The organism is Martelella sp. AD-3, from assembly GCF_001578105.1.
GTDB lineage: Bacteria > Pseudomonadota > Alphaproteobacteria > Rhizobiales > Rhizobiaceae > Martelella.
The window spans coordinates 2776100-2790946 of record NZ_CP014275.1 but is presented as its reverse complement, the minus strand read 5'-3'; the positions used below and the strand labels follow the sequence as shown (position 1 = coordinate 2790946).

Sequence of the window (14847 nt, the reverse complement as noted above, 5' to 3'; positions counted from 1 at the left end):
AATACGGTAAGGCGGATCGCAAACGCGTCCGCCCCGGAGGTTAGAAGAACAATGGCCAGTCTCACGCTGCGCAACATCGTCAAGAAATATGGCCAGCGCCAGGTCATCCACGGTCTTGATCTCGACATCGCCGACGGCGAGTTCGCGGTTCTCGTCGGTCCGTCCGGCTGCGGCAAGTCGACGCTGTTGCGGATGATTTCCGGCCTTGAGGAGATCACCGGGGGCGAGGTCCTGGTCAACGGCCAGGTCGCCAACAGGATGCAGCCGCGCCAGCGCAACATCGCCATGGTGTTTCAGGATTTCGCGCTCTATCCGCATATGAGCGTGCGCAAGAACATGGCTTTCGCCCTGCGCATGGCCGGTATTTCCCGCGCCGAGCGCGATGCGGCCGTCGAGCGGGCTGCCGAGATGCTGGGGCTCACCCAGGAACTGGAGCGCTATCCGAGCGAACTTTCCGGCGGGCAGAAACAGCGCGTCGCCATGGGCCGGGCGCTGGTGCGCAACCCGGAGGCCTTCCTGTTCGACGAGCCGCTGTCCAACCTCGACGCCAAGCTGCGCGCCCAGATGCGCGCCGAGATCAAGGCGCTGCACCGCCGGCTTCAAACGACCATGATCTACGTCACCCACGACCAGATGGAAGCCATGACCATGGGCGAGCGCATCGTTCTGATGCGCGCCGGCGCGATCGAGCAGGTCGGCACGCCGCTCGAGCTCTACGACCGCCCGCAGAATGTCTTCGTCGCCGGCTTCATCGGCGCGCCGGGCATGAACCTCATTGAAGGCGTGGCCGAGGCTCGGGATGGCGCATTGGGTCTGCGCAGCAAGGGCGGGGCGCTCTGGCCGCTGCCGGCGGTTGACGGGCTTCAGGCCGGTGCGGCGATCACCATCGGCATACGTCCGGAAAATGTCGCCTTTGACGATGCGGGAACCGATGCGGTGATCGAATTTACCGAGACCACCGGCTCCGAAACCCATGCGACGATGACGGCCGGCGGCGACCAGGTTCTGCTGCTGACGCCGGAACGCGTCCCCTATGAGCGCCATCAGCAGGTAAAGGTCGTCTTCGATGCCGCGCGCATGCATGTCTTCGATACCGAAAGCGGCGACCGGTTGAACTGAGAGGCGGAATGGCTGACCTCGATCCGCTTTTCGACCGGCTGTCGCGGTCGAAATTCCGAAGCCGCTTTTCATTGTCCGAGAAGGACCGGGCCTATGCCGCGTCAAAGGGCAGGGCAGAGGTCAATGCCCATGCCGAGGATTTCATCCGCGCGCGCCTTGCGCCGGCCGAACCGGCCAATGACGGGAAGCAGACGCCGATGCGCGGTCACCCGGCCTTCCTCGCCCAGCATGCAACGGCGACCTGCTGCCGGGGATGCCTGATGAAGTGGCACGGCATCGAGAAGGGTCGACCGCTCGACGAGGGCGAGATTGCCTATGTCGTCGCGGTGCTCGACCGCTGGATCGTCGGCCAGATGTCGTCCGGGCAGCGGTGATCTGCCGCCTCAGGCGGAGAGCTTCATGCCCTTCAGCTTGTCCGGCTTCTCTCCGCCATAGGCCCAGTCGATGAGTTCCACGGTGTGCAGGATCGGAACGGCGGTCCCGGAGGCGATCTGGGTGATGCAGCCGATATTGCCGGTGGCGATGATGTCGGGCCTCGTCGCCTCGATGTTCTTCACCTTGCGGGCCTTCAGCTTCGCCGAAATCTCCGGCTGCATGATGTTGTAGGTCCCGGCCGATCCGCAACACAGATGCCCCTCGGCCGGTTCCTTGACGGCAAAGCCCGCCTCCTCCAGAAGCAGTTTCGGTGCCGCCTTGATCTGCTGGCCGTGCTGCATGGAGCAGGCGGAGTGATAGGCGACGGTGATGCCCTGGCGCTTCTGCTCGGGAAGGTCGAGTCCCGCCAGATATTCGGTGATGTCCCTGGCGATCGCTGAGACCCTGGCGGCCTTTTCCGCATAGGCCGGATCATGCCGCAGCATGTGGCCGTAATCCTTGATCGTCGTGCCGCAGCCGGAGGCGGTGATGATGACGGCGTCGAGCCCGCCGTTCTCGATCTCCCGCGTCCAGACGTCGACATTCCTGCGCGCCTCGGCAAGCGCCTGTTCCTCGCGGCCCATATGGTGGACCAGTGAGCCGCAACAGCCTTCGCCCTCCGGCACCACCACCTCGACGCCGAGCCGCGTCAGAAGGCGGACGGTCGCCTCATTGATCGCGGGGTCGAGCACCGATTGGGCGCAGCCGGTCAGAAGCGCCACACGGCCGCGTTTCTCCACGGTCGCGGCATGGGTCGCGGGTTTCGAGACGGGAGAGGCCGCGGGCAGGCGCGAAGGCGCGAGTTTCAGCATCGCCTCGAAGGGCTTGAGCGCGGCAAACGAGCCGAAAAGGCCGGCAAAGGGCCGCCCCAGCCGCGCCAGCGAAAGGGCCGCACGAAAACGGGCCGGATAGGGCAGCACTGCCGCCAGAACCGCGCGGGTGACGCGGTTCATGAAGGGGCGCCTGTAGGTCTTCTCGATATGGACGCGGGCATGGTCGACGAGGTGCATGTAGTCGACGCCCGAGGGACAGGTGGTCACGCATGACAGGCAGGAGAGACAGCGGTCGATATGGGTGACGACTTCCTCATCCGCCGGCCGCCCGTTTTCCAGCATGTCCTTGATCAGGTAGATGCGCCCGCGCGGGCTGTCGAGCTCGTTGCCGAGCGTTACATAGGTCGGGCATGTAGCCGTGCAGAAACCGCAATGCACGCATTTGCGCAGGATGGATTCGGCTTCGGCGACCTTGGGATCGGCAAGCTGCTCGGGGGAGAAGCGGGTCTGCATGGGATGCGCCTAAACCAGCCAGCTTTGCGGGCGCTCGATCGGCTCCGAACGGTTGACCTTCTGGAGGCCGATGATCACGCGGACGATGACCCAGACGGCGGTGGCCAGGAAACCGAACACGCCGATGATCACGAAGGTCAGCACGAAGGAAATGGCCGAGAAGAGCAGCGCGATCCAGAAAGTGCGGATCGCCCAGGTGTAATGCGTCTTCAGCCAGTCCTCGGCCTTGTCGCGGTTCATATAGGCCGAGATCAGGCCGATGACGCCGGCAATGAAGATCACGCAGCTGACGAGATAGAGAATATAGATGAGGATGACGTTGTTCCTCGTCGGGTCCATCCATCCGTCGCCGAAGCGCTTGGGCGGTGTCGTTTGCGGGTCGCTCATGCTGCCATCTCCTCTTTCGCCATCTTTCCGGGGCTGAATATCCCCTTCGGGTCGAGTTTCTGCTTGATCCGCGCTGCAAGGGCCGCGATCGCGGGCGGCTGCGGTTCGAAGGCGGGGACCAGCGCGCGCGCGACCGGGTCTGCCCGCATCAGGGTCGCATGTCCGCCGCCATGGGCCTTGATCAGCGCCCTGAGCCGGCCCGGTTCCGGCGCGCCGTCCATGCGCATCCAGACCAGTCCGCCCTGCCAGTCGTAGAGCGCGTCCACGGCCGCCTCCAGGCGGATGTCGGCAACAAGCTTCGCGGCCTCCGACGGCGCGATGCTGACGCGCCAGAGCGGACGCAGCGATTTTTCCGCATAGGGCGCGGCGTCGCGAATCTCGCGCCAGAGCGTTCCCGTCTTCACGCCGTCCAGTTCGGCGACGGGACCGATCGCGCCGGCATAATCCTTCAGTTTTTCGGCGCGGACGGCAACCGATTCCGGCAGGCCCTCAAGCCTGAGGCAGGTGACACTGTCGCCTTCGAGCGCGCCGGACAGGAAGGCGTTTCGTACGCTGTAGGGCAGGTGGGCCGCGCCCGAAACCTCCAGAGGCAGCGCCATGGCGGCCGCCATCAGCGCGATGGCGTCGTCATCGGTCAGGTCGGAGACGACGATGGTGGTCGCCGCCTTCGGCGCCGGCAGCACCTTGAAGGTCACTTCCGTCAGGAAGCCGAGCGTGCCGTGCGAGCCCGCCATCAGTCGGGCAAGATCAAGCCCCGTCACATTCTTCATCACCCGGCCGCCGGCCTTGATCGCCTCGCCCTTGCCATTGATGAAACGCGCGCCCAGCAGATGGTCGCGGGCAGCCCCCGCAAGCGCGAAGCGGCGAGGACCGGAGACATTGGCGGCGAACACGCCGCCGATCGTCGGCGTGCCCTCGGTATTCATGATGCCGCGATGGTCCATCGGCTCGAAGGCGAGGAACTGGCCGTTTGCCCTGAGCGCCGCCTCGATTTCTGCAAGCGGCGTGCCGGCCCGCGCCGTCATCACCATTTCCGAGGGCTCGTAGGAGACGATGCCGGAAAGCGCGGAAGACGAAAGCGTGGTTTCGGCCCTCTGCGGATTGCCGAAGCCGGACCGGGTATTGCCGCCGCAAAGGGCAAGCGGCACGCCCGTCTCGAAATGGCGGGCGATGATGCCGGCGGCTTCCGCCTCGGTTTCAGGCGTCAGCATCTCAGTCATCACGGCCCTCCAGCGGGAAAACCTTGGAGGGGTTCAGCACCCAGTCCGGATCGAAGGCGGCGCGCACCGCCATCTGCTGGCGCAGGTCGGCGTCGGAATATTGATGGCGCATCAGGTCGCGTTTCTCGATGCCGACGCCGTGCTCGCCGGTCAGGCAGCCGCCGGCGTCCACACAGAGCTTGAGGATTTCCGCGCCCGCTTCCTCCGCGCGCGCGGCGTCTTCCGGATCGTTGATATTGTAGAGGATCAGCGGATGCATGTTGCCGTCGCCGGCATGGAACACGTTGGCGACCCTGAGGCCATAGCGATCGGTGATCTCGCTGGTCTTCTGCAGCACATAGGAAAGCTGGCTCAAGGGCACGGTGCCGTCCATGCAGATATAGTCGGCAATGCGGCCGGTGGCGCCGAAGGCGGACTTTCGGCCCTTCCAGATCAGCGCGGCCTCCGTCGCCGACTGGCTCCGGCGGATCGCCATCACGCCGTGGCGTTCGGCGATCGCGACGATTTCGGCAAGCATCGCCTCCATCTCGTCTTCCGAGCCCTCGACCTCGATGATCAGGAGCGCGCCCGCATCGAGCGGATAGCCGGCCTTGGCGAAGGCCTCGCAGATCTCGATCGCCGGCTTGTCCATGAACTCGATGGCGACGGGAATGATGCCCGAAGCGATGATGTCGGTGACGCAGGCGCCGGCCTGTTCGGAGGTCGGGAAGCCGAAGAGCACGGGCCGCGCCCCTTCCGGGCTTGCCAGAAGCCGGACGGCCGCCTCTGTGATGATGCCGAGCTGGCCTTCCGAGCCGCAGACGAGCGCCATCAGGTCGTAGCCTCCCGAATCAAGCGCCTTGCCGCCGAGATCGATCACCGTGCCATCGACCAGCACCATCTTCACGCCGAGCAGGTTGTTCGTGGTCACGCCGTATTTCAGGCAGTGCGCCCCGCCGGAATTCATGCCGATATTGCCGCCGATGGTGCAGGCGAGCTGCGAACTCGGGTCCGGCGCGTAGAAAAAGCCTTCGGGCTTCACCGCCTCCGAGATGGCGATGTTGGTCACACCCGCCTGGACGGTCGCCGCCCGGTTCGGCAGGTCGATGTCGAGAATGCGGTTCATGCGCGACAGGCCGAGAATGATCGCGTCCTCCTGGCCGATGGCGCCGCCCGAAAGCGAAGTGCCGGCGCCGCGCGGCACGACCGGAATGCCGTTCTCGTGGCAATAGGCCAGCACCTTTGCCACCTGCTCAGTCGTTTCCGGCAGGCAGACGGCCAGCGGCAGGCGGGTATAGGCAATGAAGCCATCGGTCTCGAAGGGCACCAGTTCGCGCCCTTCGTGAATCAGCGCGTCCTTCGGCAGCATGGCCTGAAGATCGGAAATAATCGCGCCGCGCCGGGCCAGGATATCGGCCTTCGGCGTGCTGAACGCTATTGCGCCGGACAAGGGTTCACCTCCGCATCTTCGCGAAACGCAACCAGGGCGTCTCTGTCTCCTCCCGCGTTCTATCATTGGCCTTTGAGCAAGACAAATGCTAACACTTGTTCCGATATGGCAAAAATGGCGGGCACTATGAACCTGACCGACATAGAGATTTTCGCCCGCGTGGCGACGACCGGCAGCATGACGGAGGCGGCGCATGAGCTGAGGCTCTCGCCCGCCGTGGTTTCAAAGAGCATCAAGCGGCTGGAGGAGGCGCTCGGCGCGCGCCTCTTGCAACGGACAACGCGGCGGGTGATGCTGACGGAAACCGGGCGGGGCTATTATGAACGCATCCTGCCGGTTCTGGCGGGGGCCGAGGAAGCGCAGGCCTTCGTCGAGGGGCGCACGGCCGCCGTCAGGGGCAGGCTCCGGGTTTCCGCGCCCACATCCTTCGGGCGCATGCATATCGCCCCGCATCTTTCCACCTTCATGAACGCCCATGAGGCGCTTGAGATCGAACTGCTCTTGAATGACGCCTTCGTCGATATCGTTGCCGAAGGCTTCGATGTCGCCATCCGCATCGGCGAACTCACCGACAGTTCCCTTGTGGCGCGCAAGCTCGCGCCGGTGAGGCGCATCCTGTGCGCCGCGCCCTCCTATGTGGAGAGAATGGGCTTGCCGGAAACGCTTGCCGACCTTGATCGCCATGTCTGCCTGCCGGCCCATAACGGCGAGCACTGGCGGCTGGCAGGGCCTGATGGTCCGGTCGCGCTGCGTCCGGAAGGCCGGCTCGTCACCAATTCCAGCGAAGTGGTGCGCGAGGCGGTTCTGGCCGGCATGGGGGTCGCGCTGCGCTCGACCTGGGATATCGGGCCGGAGATCGCGAGCGGCAGGCTGGTGCAGGTGCTGCGGCAGTATGAGAGCCCGGGCGATGTCGGGCTGTTCGCGGTCTATCCGAGCCGCAACTTCCTGCCGGAGAAAGTGCGGCTGTTCATCGATTTCCTGGCCAGGCTCTACGCCCCCGCGAGCTATTGGGGGGCGTAGGCGCGCTCTCACGCGACGATCAATATGCCGGTGATCAGGGAAATCAGGATCACCACGAGGACGATGAAGATCAGCACGCGGGCAATGCCGGCCGAAAGGCCCGCCACGCCGCGGAAGCCCAGAAGGCTCGCGACCGCCGCGATGATCAGCAATATCAGGATCCACTCAAGCATTGTATGTCCTTTCGGCGCTCTTTCGTATCGGTTGCAAACAGGAACGGCGCCGTAAGCGGAAAGTTCCCGCTGCTTATACGTGAACCTTTTGCCATCGTCGGCGAAACAGCGTCTCGGCCCGTTAATTTCACAAAAGCTTCACCTGCGGGCCGTTTCCATGGTGACAAGCCATGATAGAAACGGGTTTTATCAATTTTGCGAGGATCGTCACTGAGTCTGCGTTTGCGCGGACCCCTCGCCGGAAGGACATATGCGGGACATGCCATCTGACAAGACGCTGGCTGAGAATGCCGACATGAGCGAAGCCCGCCAGCAATATGCCGCCCTCTGCTATCGGCTGACCCGTACGAAGAAGAAGACAGCGATCGAGGTGCTGCTGATCACCAGCCGAGACACGGGCCGCTGGGTGACGCCCAAGGGCTGGCCGATGGCCAACAAGGCCCCGCACGAGGTCGCCGCCCAGGAAGCCTTCGAGGAGGCCGGCATCAAGGGCAAGGTCGGCGAAAAGCCGCTTGGAAACTATTCCTATCTTAAACGGCTCGACAACGGCACGTCCGTGCCCTGCGTCGTCGATCTCTATCCCTTGCGGGTGCGCAAGACCAAGTCGAAATATCCCGAGGCCGACGAGCGCACGCGCAAGTGGACGTCGCCGGAGGAAGCAGCCGAGCTCGTGCATGAAAGCGAGTTGAAGACGCTGCTGATCGAGCTCATCAACCTGATCGAGAGCTGAGGCGGCGGCCTGCCATTCTGGTTGGCGCTGAAATCCGATAGGATTCGCAGCGAGAGCATTCGAATCGCGGGAGCCATCATGCGCGCCAATTATCGCCTGCAGCGCCTCTATGTCGACATCGGCCTTGCCGCCGGAGAGGCCTTCGAGGCCGACAGGAACCAGTTCCATTACCTGGCCCATGTCATCCGCGCCGAAGAGGGCGCCGAGCTTCTGCTGTTCAACGGGCGCGATGGCGAATGGCTGGCGCGGATCGCCTATCCGAGCCGCAAGAAGATCATGCTTCAGCCGGTCGAACAGACCCGGCCGCAGCCGCCCCTGCCGGATCTGACCTATCTTTTCGCGCCGCTGAAAGTCGGACGAATGGACTATATGGTGCAGAAGGCCGTCGAGATGGGGGCAGGGCGCATCCAGCCGGTGATGACGCAGCATGTCCAGGGCAAGCCCGGCAAGAGCGACCGGCTCGCGGCCAACATCATCGAGGCCGCCGAGCAATGCGGCGTGCTCGCCGTTCCCGAGCTTCTGGAACCGGTGAAGCTCGCCGACCTTCTGGAGGGGTGGGAGGCCGGGCGGCGGCTGATCTTCTGCGACGAGGCGGACGAAGACCAGAACCCTGTGAAGGCGCTTCAGCGGGTTACGGAGAAAAGCCTCGCGCTGCTGATCGGACCCGAAGGCGGATTTTCGGACGAGGAGCGGGCAATGTTGCGGGCCAGCCCGTTCGTGACGCCGATCCCGCTTGGCCCGCGCATCCTCAGGGCCGACACGGCCGCCGTCGCCGCGCTCGCGATCATCCAGGCGACGATCGGCGACTGGGAATAAAGCCGACCGCGCGCGGAGCCTGTCACGTCCCCGTGCATTTATCCCTTATTCAAGGAAATTGACTTGATCGCCCGGACAAACCGGGCCAATAGCGATGGAAAACCCGGCCCTGGCCGGCAGACGATATCGAGGAACTTCCATGGCCCGTGACACTTCCGACGCCACGCCGATCGCCGATACGGCGGAACTTGCCGCCTATCTGGAGGCCGGCTGCAAACCCGAGGCGGATTTCCGCATCGGCACAGAGCATGAGAAGTTTCCCTTCTTCAAGGTAGACAATACCCCCGTGCCCTACGAGGGGGAGCGTTCGATCTCCGCCGTTCTTCACGGCATGAAGGGCAAGCTCGGCTGGGACGCGATCATGGACGGCGAGAACATCATCGGCCTTGCCGACCCGTCCGGCATGGGCGCGATCTCGCTGGAGCCGGGCGGCCAGTTCGAGCTCTCCGGCGCGCCGCTTCGGACGCTGCACGAGACCTGCCGGGAATCGAACCGTCACCTTGCGGTGCTGCGCTCGGTGGCCGAGCCGATGGGCATCGGCTTTCTCGGCGTCGGCGGCAGCCCGAAATGGACGCTCGCAGAAACGCCGCGCATGCCGAAATCACGCTACGGCATCATGAGCAACTACATGCCGAAGGTCGGCACGCAGGGTCTCGACATGATGTACAGGACCTGCACCATCCAGGTGAATATCGACTTCTCCTCCGAGGCCGACATGCGCCGGAAAATGGCGCTGTCGCAGAAGCTGCAGCCGCTCGCGACCGCGCTTTTCGCCTCTTCGCCCTTCACCGAGGGCAGGCCGAACGGGCTTCTCTCCTGGCGCGGCGATATCTGGCGCGATACCGACAACAACCGCGCCGGCCTGCTTGATTGCGCCTTCGAACCCGGCTTCGGCTTCGAGCGCTATGTCGAATGGGCGCTTGACGTGCCGATGTATTTCATCATCCGTGACGGGCGCTATCGCGACTGCACCGACATCACCTTCCGCCAGTTCATGGCCGGCGCGCTCAAGGGCGAGGTCGAGGAATGGCAGCCGACCATGGGCGACTGGACCAACCACCTGTCGACGCTCTTTCCCGACGTGCGGCTGAAGCGCTTTCTGGAAATGCGCGGCGCCGATGGCGGCACCTGGCGGCGCATCTGCGCGCTGCCCTCGTTCTGGGTCGGCCTGCTTTACGACGCCGGCGCGATGGACGCCGCCGAACAGCTGACCGCCGACTGGTCGGTCGCCGACATTCACCGCCTGCGCGACGAAGTTCCGCGTCTTGCGCTGAAGGCCGAGATCGGTGGGCGTTCGCTGCTTGACGTCGGCCGCGAGGTGATCGAGATTGCCCGCGCGGGCCTCAAGGCGCGCAACAATCTGAATGCCAGCGGCCAGAGCGAGGCGGTCTTCCTGATGACGCTCGACGAGATCATCGCCAAGAAGGCGACCTTTGCCGAGGACCTTCTGGCGCTTTATCACGGCCGCTGGAACGGGTCGGTCGACCCGCTGTTCGCCGAGTTCCAGTATTGAGGCCAGATGCCCGAAAATTTGCCGGAAGATTTTTCATCGCTGCGGGTCTATAATCTCCGCTTCAGGCGGAGGCTTGGCGATGGCTGTCACAGGTATTGGCGGTTTCTTCTTTCGTGCGCGCGACCCGGAGGCGCTTCGCGCCTGGTATGTCGAACATCTCGGGGTCGGGTCGGCCCCCTATGGGACCTGGGACACGATGGCAGGTCCTTCGGTGTTCGCGCCCTTTCCTGCCGATACCGACTATTTTGCCAAAGACCACGGCTTCATGCTGAACCTGCGGGTCGATGACCTCGAGGGCCTCTGCGGCAGCCTGCGCGCGGCCGGTATCGCGGTGATCACCAATGCGGAATGGGATATGCCGGGCGTCGGTCGCTTTGCCCGCATTCACGATCCCGAAGGCAATCCGCTGGAACTCTGGCAGCCTTATACGCCGGATGAAAGCGGATGAGCCTGGCGCAAAAAAAAAGCCCGGAAACACAAAGGCTTCCGGGCAAAATGCAGAGTGAAGGCTGAACCACCCTGCGGGGAAAATGACGCTTTCTTCGGGCCGCGGTTGGGAACGGCCGTCAAACCAACGCCAAATCTGAACAGAAATCTATCCGGCGCAAAGCCTCCTTTGCCGACACCTGACGGAGCGTTGCCCGCTTGGGCCGGCACCGGCTCCGGTCAGATGACCATGCGCTGTGCACGGTTGCAGGCAGCCCGCTTCAGGTCCACCATCGGGTCTTCCCGGATCGAGCTCATATAGGCCTGTTCGACATCGGTGCGGGTAAGGCCGATGTCTTTCAACAGCGCATCGTCCATGTCAGCCATATAGCGGATGGCCGAACGGTTCTTCGTGAAACGCGCGAGCGCGGCGCGAAGCGCGGCAAGGCCCGCAAACAGGGAGTGGGGCCGGTGCGCCAGTGCCCGGCTGTCAGACGCTCTTTCAATCAACGACATCGTCGCCTCCTTCGGTCGGGCCGCCCGGACGCGGCCCTTTGAACAGATCCTGCAGCCACCCTCTCAGCGCGCCCTTGCGCGCGGCCGCTGCCGGTCTTTGACGAACAAACCGAAAATTTTGCCCTGCTGCCACCCGAAACATGCGCGTGGCGTTTATGCCGGCAAACGGGTTGCCCGTTTCGTTGCTTGACAGGATGGCGATTTCTTATTGATCAGTCCAACGAATGTTTTTAATATCAAACATCAATAGACTTGATGGGTGATTTCATGGTTGCGCCTCTGGATATCGATCAGCTTCAGACCTTCGTCGCCATTGTCGACAACGGCTCTTTTACGCGCGCTGCCGAGCAGGTCTTCAAGACCCAGTCTGCTGTCTCCATGCAGATGCGTCGTCTTGAAGACAGGATCGGCAAGCAGCTTTTCACCAAGGACGGCCGCGGGGTGCGGCTGACGGATGAGGGCGACAAGCTTCTGAATTATGCCCGGCGGATCATCCGCCTCAACAATGAGGCGATCGCGGCCTTCGATGATAATCGCCTCGAAGGCTCGATCCGCATCGGCACGCCGGATGACTATGCCGACCGCTACATGCCGGACATCATCAACCGGTTTGCCAAGTCCCATCCCAATGTCGAGCTCTATATCGTCTGCGAGGATTCCAACGATCTGGTGGAACGGCTGAAGCAGGGCGAACTCGACATGGCGCTCGTTACCCACAACCCGCGCACGCGCGATTCGGAAGTGGTGCGCACCGAGCCCCTGTGCTGGGTCGCGTCCGCCAACCACGCCTTGCCGGTCGACCGGCCCGTTCCGCTTGCCGTCGGGCGGCGTGACTGCCGCTGGCGGCAACTCGCCATCGCCGCGCTCGAGGGCGTGGACCGGGACTATCGCGTGCTGTTCACCAGCTGGTCGGCAACTGTCGTGGCCTCTGCCGTGCTCGCCGGCATGGCGATCTCGATCCTGCCGGAATCGGCGCTGCGCAACGGCATGCGGGTGCTTTCCCAGGCCGACGGCTTTCCGCCGCTGCCGCCGGTGCAGATCGGCCTGATGAAGCGTCCGGGCGCTTCCGCCTCGCTGACGACCGCGCTTTCCAACCACATCATCGCCTCGCTCGACAATATCAGCGCCGTCGAGGTCGCGCCGGGCTTCGAGATGGACGGCAAGGTGCTGTCGCGTTCGCCGCGGATGAAGCCCACCCATGTCGCGGCGAGCTGGTAGGGCGCGGTCTGCACGCGGAAAATAAGGCCGGCACGTTTCGCGCCGGCCTGCCGATCAATCCCTCCGGGAGGCTGCTACTCCGCGGCGTTCGGCGTTCCCGGCGTCGAGATCGCATTGGCCTCGTAACCGTGGGCTTCCTTCAGCGCGGCGCGGACGCCGGCTTCATAGTCCGGATGGACCTGCTTGAAGAGCGCCAGCTGACGTTCGATGATCTCGCCCGGCACCCCGCCCATGGCGGCGGCGATGTTGTCGAACAGACGTCCCTTCTGGCCATCGTCGAAGAGTTCGAACAGCGCCCGGGGTTGGGAAAAGTCGTCATTGCCCTCGCGGTGGTTGAAGCGGCCCATGTCGCCTTCGATGGCAAGCGGCGGCTCCATCGCCGACCTGTCCTCGACCGCGCCGCCCATGCTGTTCGGCTCGTAATAGGCGTCCGTCGCACCGGTCTTCTGGCCGAAGAAGTTCATCTGGCCATCCTTGTGGTAGTGATGGACCGGACATTTCGGCGCGTTGACCGGCAGCGCCTCGTAATGGGTGCCGAGACGGTAGCGGTGGGCGTCCGCATAGGAGAAGATGCGCGCCTGCAGCATCTTGTCCGGCGAATGCGAGATGCCGGGCACGATGTTGGAGGGCGAGAACGCCGCCTGCTCGATCTCCGCGAAGTAATTGTCGGCGTTGCGGTTCAGTTCCATCACGCCGATATCGATCGGCGGATAGTCGCCATGCGGCCAGACCTTGGTGAGGTCGAAGGGGTTGTAGGCCGTCTTGTCGGCATCCGCCTCCGGCATGATCTGCACCTGCACCTTCCAGCGCGGATAATTGCCGGTCTCGACCTTGTCGAACAGCGCTTCCTGATAGGTCTCGCGGCTCTTGCCGATCAGCGTTTCCGCCTCGTCATTGGTGTAGTGCTTGTGGCCCTGTTCGGTCTTGAAGTGGAACTTGACCCAGAAGCGCTCGCCGGCATCGTTCCAGAGCGAATAGGTGTGCGAGCCGTAGCCGTTCATGAAGGTCGGGTCGACCGGGATGCCGCGGTCGGACATCAGGATCGTGACCTGGTGCAGGCTTTCCGGCGACAGCGACCAGAAATCCCACATCGCCTTGGGCGAGCGCAGATTGGTGCGCGGATGGCGCTTCTGGGTGTGGATGAAATCCGGGAACTTGTAAGGATCGCGGACGAAGAACACCGGCGTGTTGTTGCCGACCAGGTCCCAGTTGCCGTCCTCGGTGTAGAATTTCAGGGCGAAGCCGCGCACGTCGCGCTCGGCATCCGCCGCGCCCAGTTCGCCGGCAACGGTGGAGAAGCGGGCGAGCATCGGCGTTTCCGCGCCCGGCTGGAGACACTTGGCCTTGGTGTATTTCGAAATGTCGCCGGTGATCTTCAGCGTGCCGAACGCGCCCCAGCCCTTGGCGTGGACCACGCGCTCGGGAATGCGCTCGCGGTTCTGGTGGGCGAGCTTCTCGATCAGCTGGTAATCCTGGATCATCACGCCGCCGCGCGGACCAGCGGTGATGGAATTCTGGTTGTCGGGCACGGCGGCGCCGGCGGTTGTCGTGAGGGTCGGTTTATCTGCCATGGTTTCCTCCATTATTCGTGATGGCAATGGTCTCACGAAGTTTCGATAATTTCCAATTGTGATTTCCGGAGATTACGATAGGATTTTCCTATCATGGTTACATTCAAGCAATTGCGCTATTTCGAGGCGCTGGCGCGCGAGCGCCATTTCGGCCGGGCGGCGGAGGCGGTGCATATCAGCCAGCCGGCGCTTTCCGCCCAGATCATGGAGATGGAGGCAGAGCTTGGCGTCGCCTTGTTCGAGCGCGCGCGCCGGCAGGTCTTGTTGACCCGCGAGGGCGAGCGGGTTCTGGCCCATGCGGGGATCGTGCTTGCCGCCATGGCCGCGCTGGAACACGCCGCCCGGCCGGCCTCCGGGCCGCTGGCGGGGCCGGTCGCGATCGGGCTCATTCCAACCGTCGCTCCGTACCTGATCCCGAAACTCGTGCCCTATCTGAAGCGTCTCCACCCTGAAGCGGAGGTGGCCCTGAGGGAGGCGGTCACCGACCAGCTTCTCGATCATCTGGAGGAGGGGGCGATCGATGCGGTGGTGGCGGCGCTGCCGATCGAGCGCGACGGCATTGAGACGATGGACCTTTTCGCCGACCGGTTCTTCATGGCGGTCGCGCGCAATCACCAAACGGTGCTCGCCTCGCCCCTGACCCAGGCCGATCTCGAGGCGGATCGCCTGCTGCTTCTGGAGGAAGGCCATTGCCTGCGCGACCAGGCCTTGGCACTTTGCGAGCAGAAGCCGAAGCGCAATGTCGTCAATGTCGGCGCGACGTCCATGACCACGCTGCTGCAGATGGTGGCGAACGACATGGGCATGACGCTGATCCCCGAAATGGCCGTGGCGGCAGAGACCGCGCGAACGTCGCTGACCATCCTGCCCTTTGCGGAACCTCAGCCGGCGCGGCGGATCGGGCTTTGCTGGCGGCGATCTGACAGACGACGCGAGACCATGGAAGCGCTGGCGGCGGCGGTGCTGAAATGCCGGGTGGTTTGAGCCGCATTGGTCCTTTACGAAAGCC

The 14847-nt window shown here is 63.9% G+C and carries 16 protein-coding genes; 9 read left to right on the top strand and 7 right to left on the bottom strand.

Translation table 11 applies throughout. The features are described from left to right. Nucleotides 1–51 precede the first annotated feature (51 nt). Entirely contained in the window at nt 52–1119 is a 1068-nt protein-coding gene (locus tag AZF01_RS13050; RefSeq protein ID WP_024708216.1) for an ABC transporter ATP-binding protein, read from the top strand. 8 nt (nt 1120–1127) lie between these two features. Next, nucleotides 1128–1493: a DUF4186 domain-containing protein gene (locus AZF01_RS13045; protein ID WP_024708217.1), complete on the top strand. Its 366-nt coding sequence runs from the start codon at nt 1128–1130 to the stop codon at nt 1491–1493. 9 nt (nt 1494–1502) lie between these two features. Here the strand turns inward: AZF01_RS13045 and glcF are convergent, their stop codons facing one another. The 4 genes from glcF to AZF01_RS13025 are packed head-to-tail and all read right to left on the bottom strand — an operon-like array spanning nt 1503 to nt 5855. After that, complete coding sequence (gene glcF / locus AZF01_RS13040; RefSeq protein WP_024708218.1) at nt 1503–2819, bottom strand: glycolate oxidase subunit GlcF; 1317 nt, start codon at nt 2817–2819, stop codon at nt 1503–1505. 9 nt (nt 2820–2828) lie between these two features. Further along, the gene (locus tag AZF01_RS13035; RefSeq protein ID WP_024708219.1) at nt 2829–3206 is read right to left on the bottom strand and encodes a DUF4870 domain-containing protein; all 378 of its coding nucleotides are present in this window, start codon (nt 3204–3206) and stop codon (nt 2829–2831) included. Beyond that, complete coding sequence (glcE, locus tag AZF01_RS13030) at nt 3203–4417, bottom strand: glycolate oxidase subunit GlcE (RefSeq protein ID WP_371260700.1); 1215 nt, start codon at nt 4415–4417, stop codon at nt 3203–3205. The genes AZF01_RS13035 and glcE overlap by 4 nt, the downstream gene beginning before the upstream one ends. A 1-nt stretch (nt 4418) precedes the next feature. Then, nucleotides 4419–5855, bottom strand: coding sequence for an FAD-binding oxidoreductase (locus tag AZF01_RS13025; RefSeq protein ID WP_024708221.1), 1437 nt, complete (start codon nt 5853–5855; stop codon nt 4419–4421). A 114-nt stretch (nt 5856–5969) separates the two neighbouring features. Here AZF01_RS13025 and AZF01_RS13020 point away from each other — a divergent pair, with 114 nt between their 5' ends. Further along, complete coding sequence (locus tag AZF01_RS13020) at nt 5970–6875, top strand: LysR family transcriptional regulator (RefSeq protein ID WP_244435556.1); 906 nt, start codon at nt 5970–5972, stop codon at nt 6873–6875. An 8-nt stretch (nt 6876–6883) separates the two neighbouring features. Here AZF01_RS13020 and AZF01_RS23545 read toward each other — a convergent pair whose 3' ends face one another. Next, complete coding sequence (locus AZF01_RS23545; protein WP_024708223.1) at nt 6884–7048, bottom strand: DUF1328 family protein; 165 nt, start codon at nt 7046–7048, stop codon at nt 6884–6886. Nucleotides 7049–7307: 259 nt separating this feature from the next. Between AZF01_RS23545 and AZF01_RS13015 the strand changes: the two genes are divergently transcribed. The 4 genes from AZF01_RS13015 (at nt 7308) to AZF01_RS13000 (ending at nt 10555) form a co-directional block, all read left to right on the top strand. After that, nucleotides 7308–7778 carry an NUDIX hydrolase gene (locus AZF01_RS13015; RefSeq protein ID WP_081725781.1) on the top strand — a complete coding sequence of 157 codons (471 nt, stop codon included), beginning with the start codon at nt 7308–7310 and terminating at the stop codon, nt 7776–7778. 78 nt (nt 7779–7856) lie between these two features. Further along, a complete protein-coding gene (locus AZF01_RS13010) occupies nt 7857–8594 on the top strand; it encodes a 16S rRNA (uracil(1498)-N(3))-methyltransferase (protein ID WP_024708225.1) in 738 nt (245 codons plus the stop codon). 139 nt (nt 8595–8733) lie between these two features. After that, on the top strand, nt 8734–10107 hold the full coding sequence (locus AZF01_RS13005) for a glutamate--cysteine ligase (RefSeq protein WP_024708226.1): 1374 nt from the start codon (nt 8734–8736) through the stop codon (nt 10105–10107). Nucleotides 10108–10186: 79 nt separating this feature from the next. Further along, a complete protein-coding gene (locus AZF01_RS13000; protein WP_024708227.1) occupies nt 10187–10555 on the top strand; it encodes a VOC family protein in 369 nt (122 codons plus the stop codon). A 218-nt stretch (nt 10556–10773) separates the two neighbouring features. Here AZF01_RS13000 and AZF01_RS12995 read toward each other — a convergent pair whose 3' ends face one another. Beyond that, nucleotides 10774–11049: a DUF1127 domain-containing protein gene (locus tag AZF01_RS12995; RefSeq protein ID WP_061449688.1), complete on the bottom strand. Its 276-nt coding sequence runs from the start codon at nt 11047–11049 to the stop codon at nt 10774–10776. 267 nt (nt 11050–11316) lie between these two features. On the opposite strand from AZF01_RS12995, the gene AZF01_RS12990 reads away from it, so the two are divergent. Continuing rightward, a complete protein-coding gene (locus AZF01_RS12990; RefSeq protein ID WP_024708229.1) occupies nt 11317–12267 on the top strand; it encodes a LysR substrate-binding domain-containing protein in 951 nt (316 codons plus the stop codon). A 74-nt stretch (nt 12268–12341) separates the two neighbouring features. Here the strand turns inward: AZF01_RS12990 and AZF01_RS12985 are convergent, their stop codons facing one another. Continuing rightward, nucleotides 12342–13838: a catalase gene (locus AZF01_RS12985; RefSeq protein ID WP_024708230.1), complete on the bottom strand. Its 1497-nt coding sequence runs from the start codon at nt 13836–13838 to the stop codon at nt 12342–12344. 93 nt (nt 13839–13931) lie between these two features. On the opposite strand from AZF01_RS12985, the gene AZF01_RS12980 reads away from it, so the two are divergent. Further along, entirely contained in the window at nt 13932–14822 is an 891-nt protein-coding gene (locus AZF01_RS12980; protein ID WP_024708231.1) for a hydrogen peroxide-inducible genes activator, read from the top strand. The last annotated feature ends 25 nt before the right edge of the window (nt 14823–14847 follow it).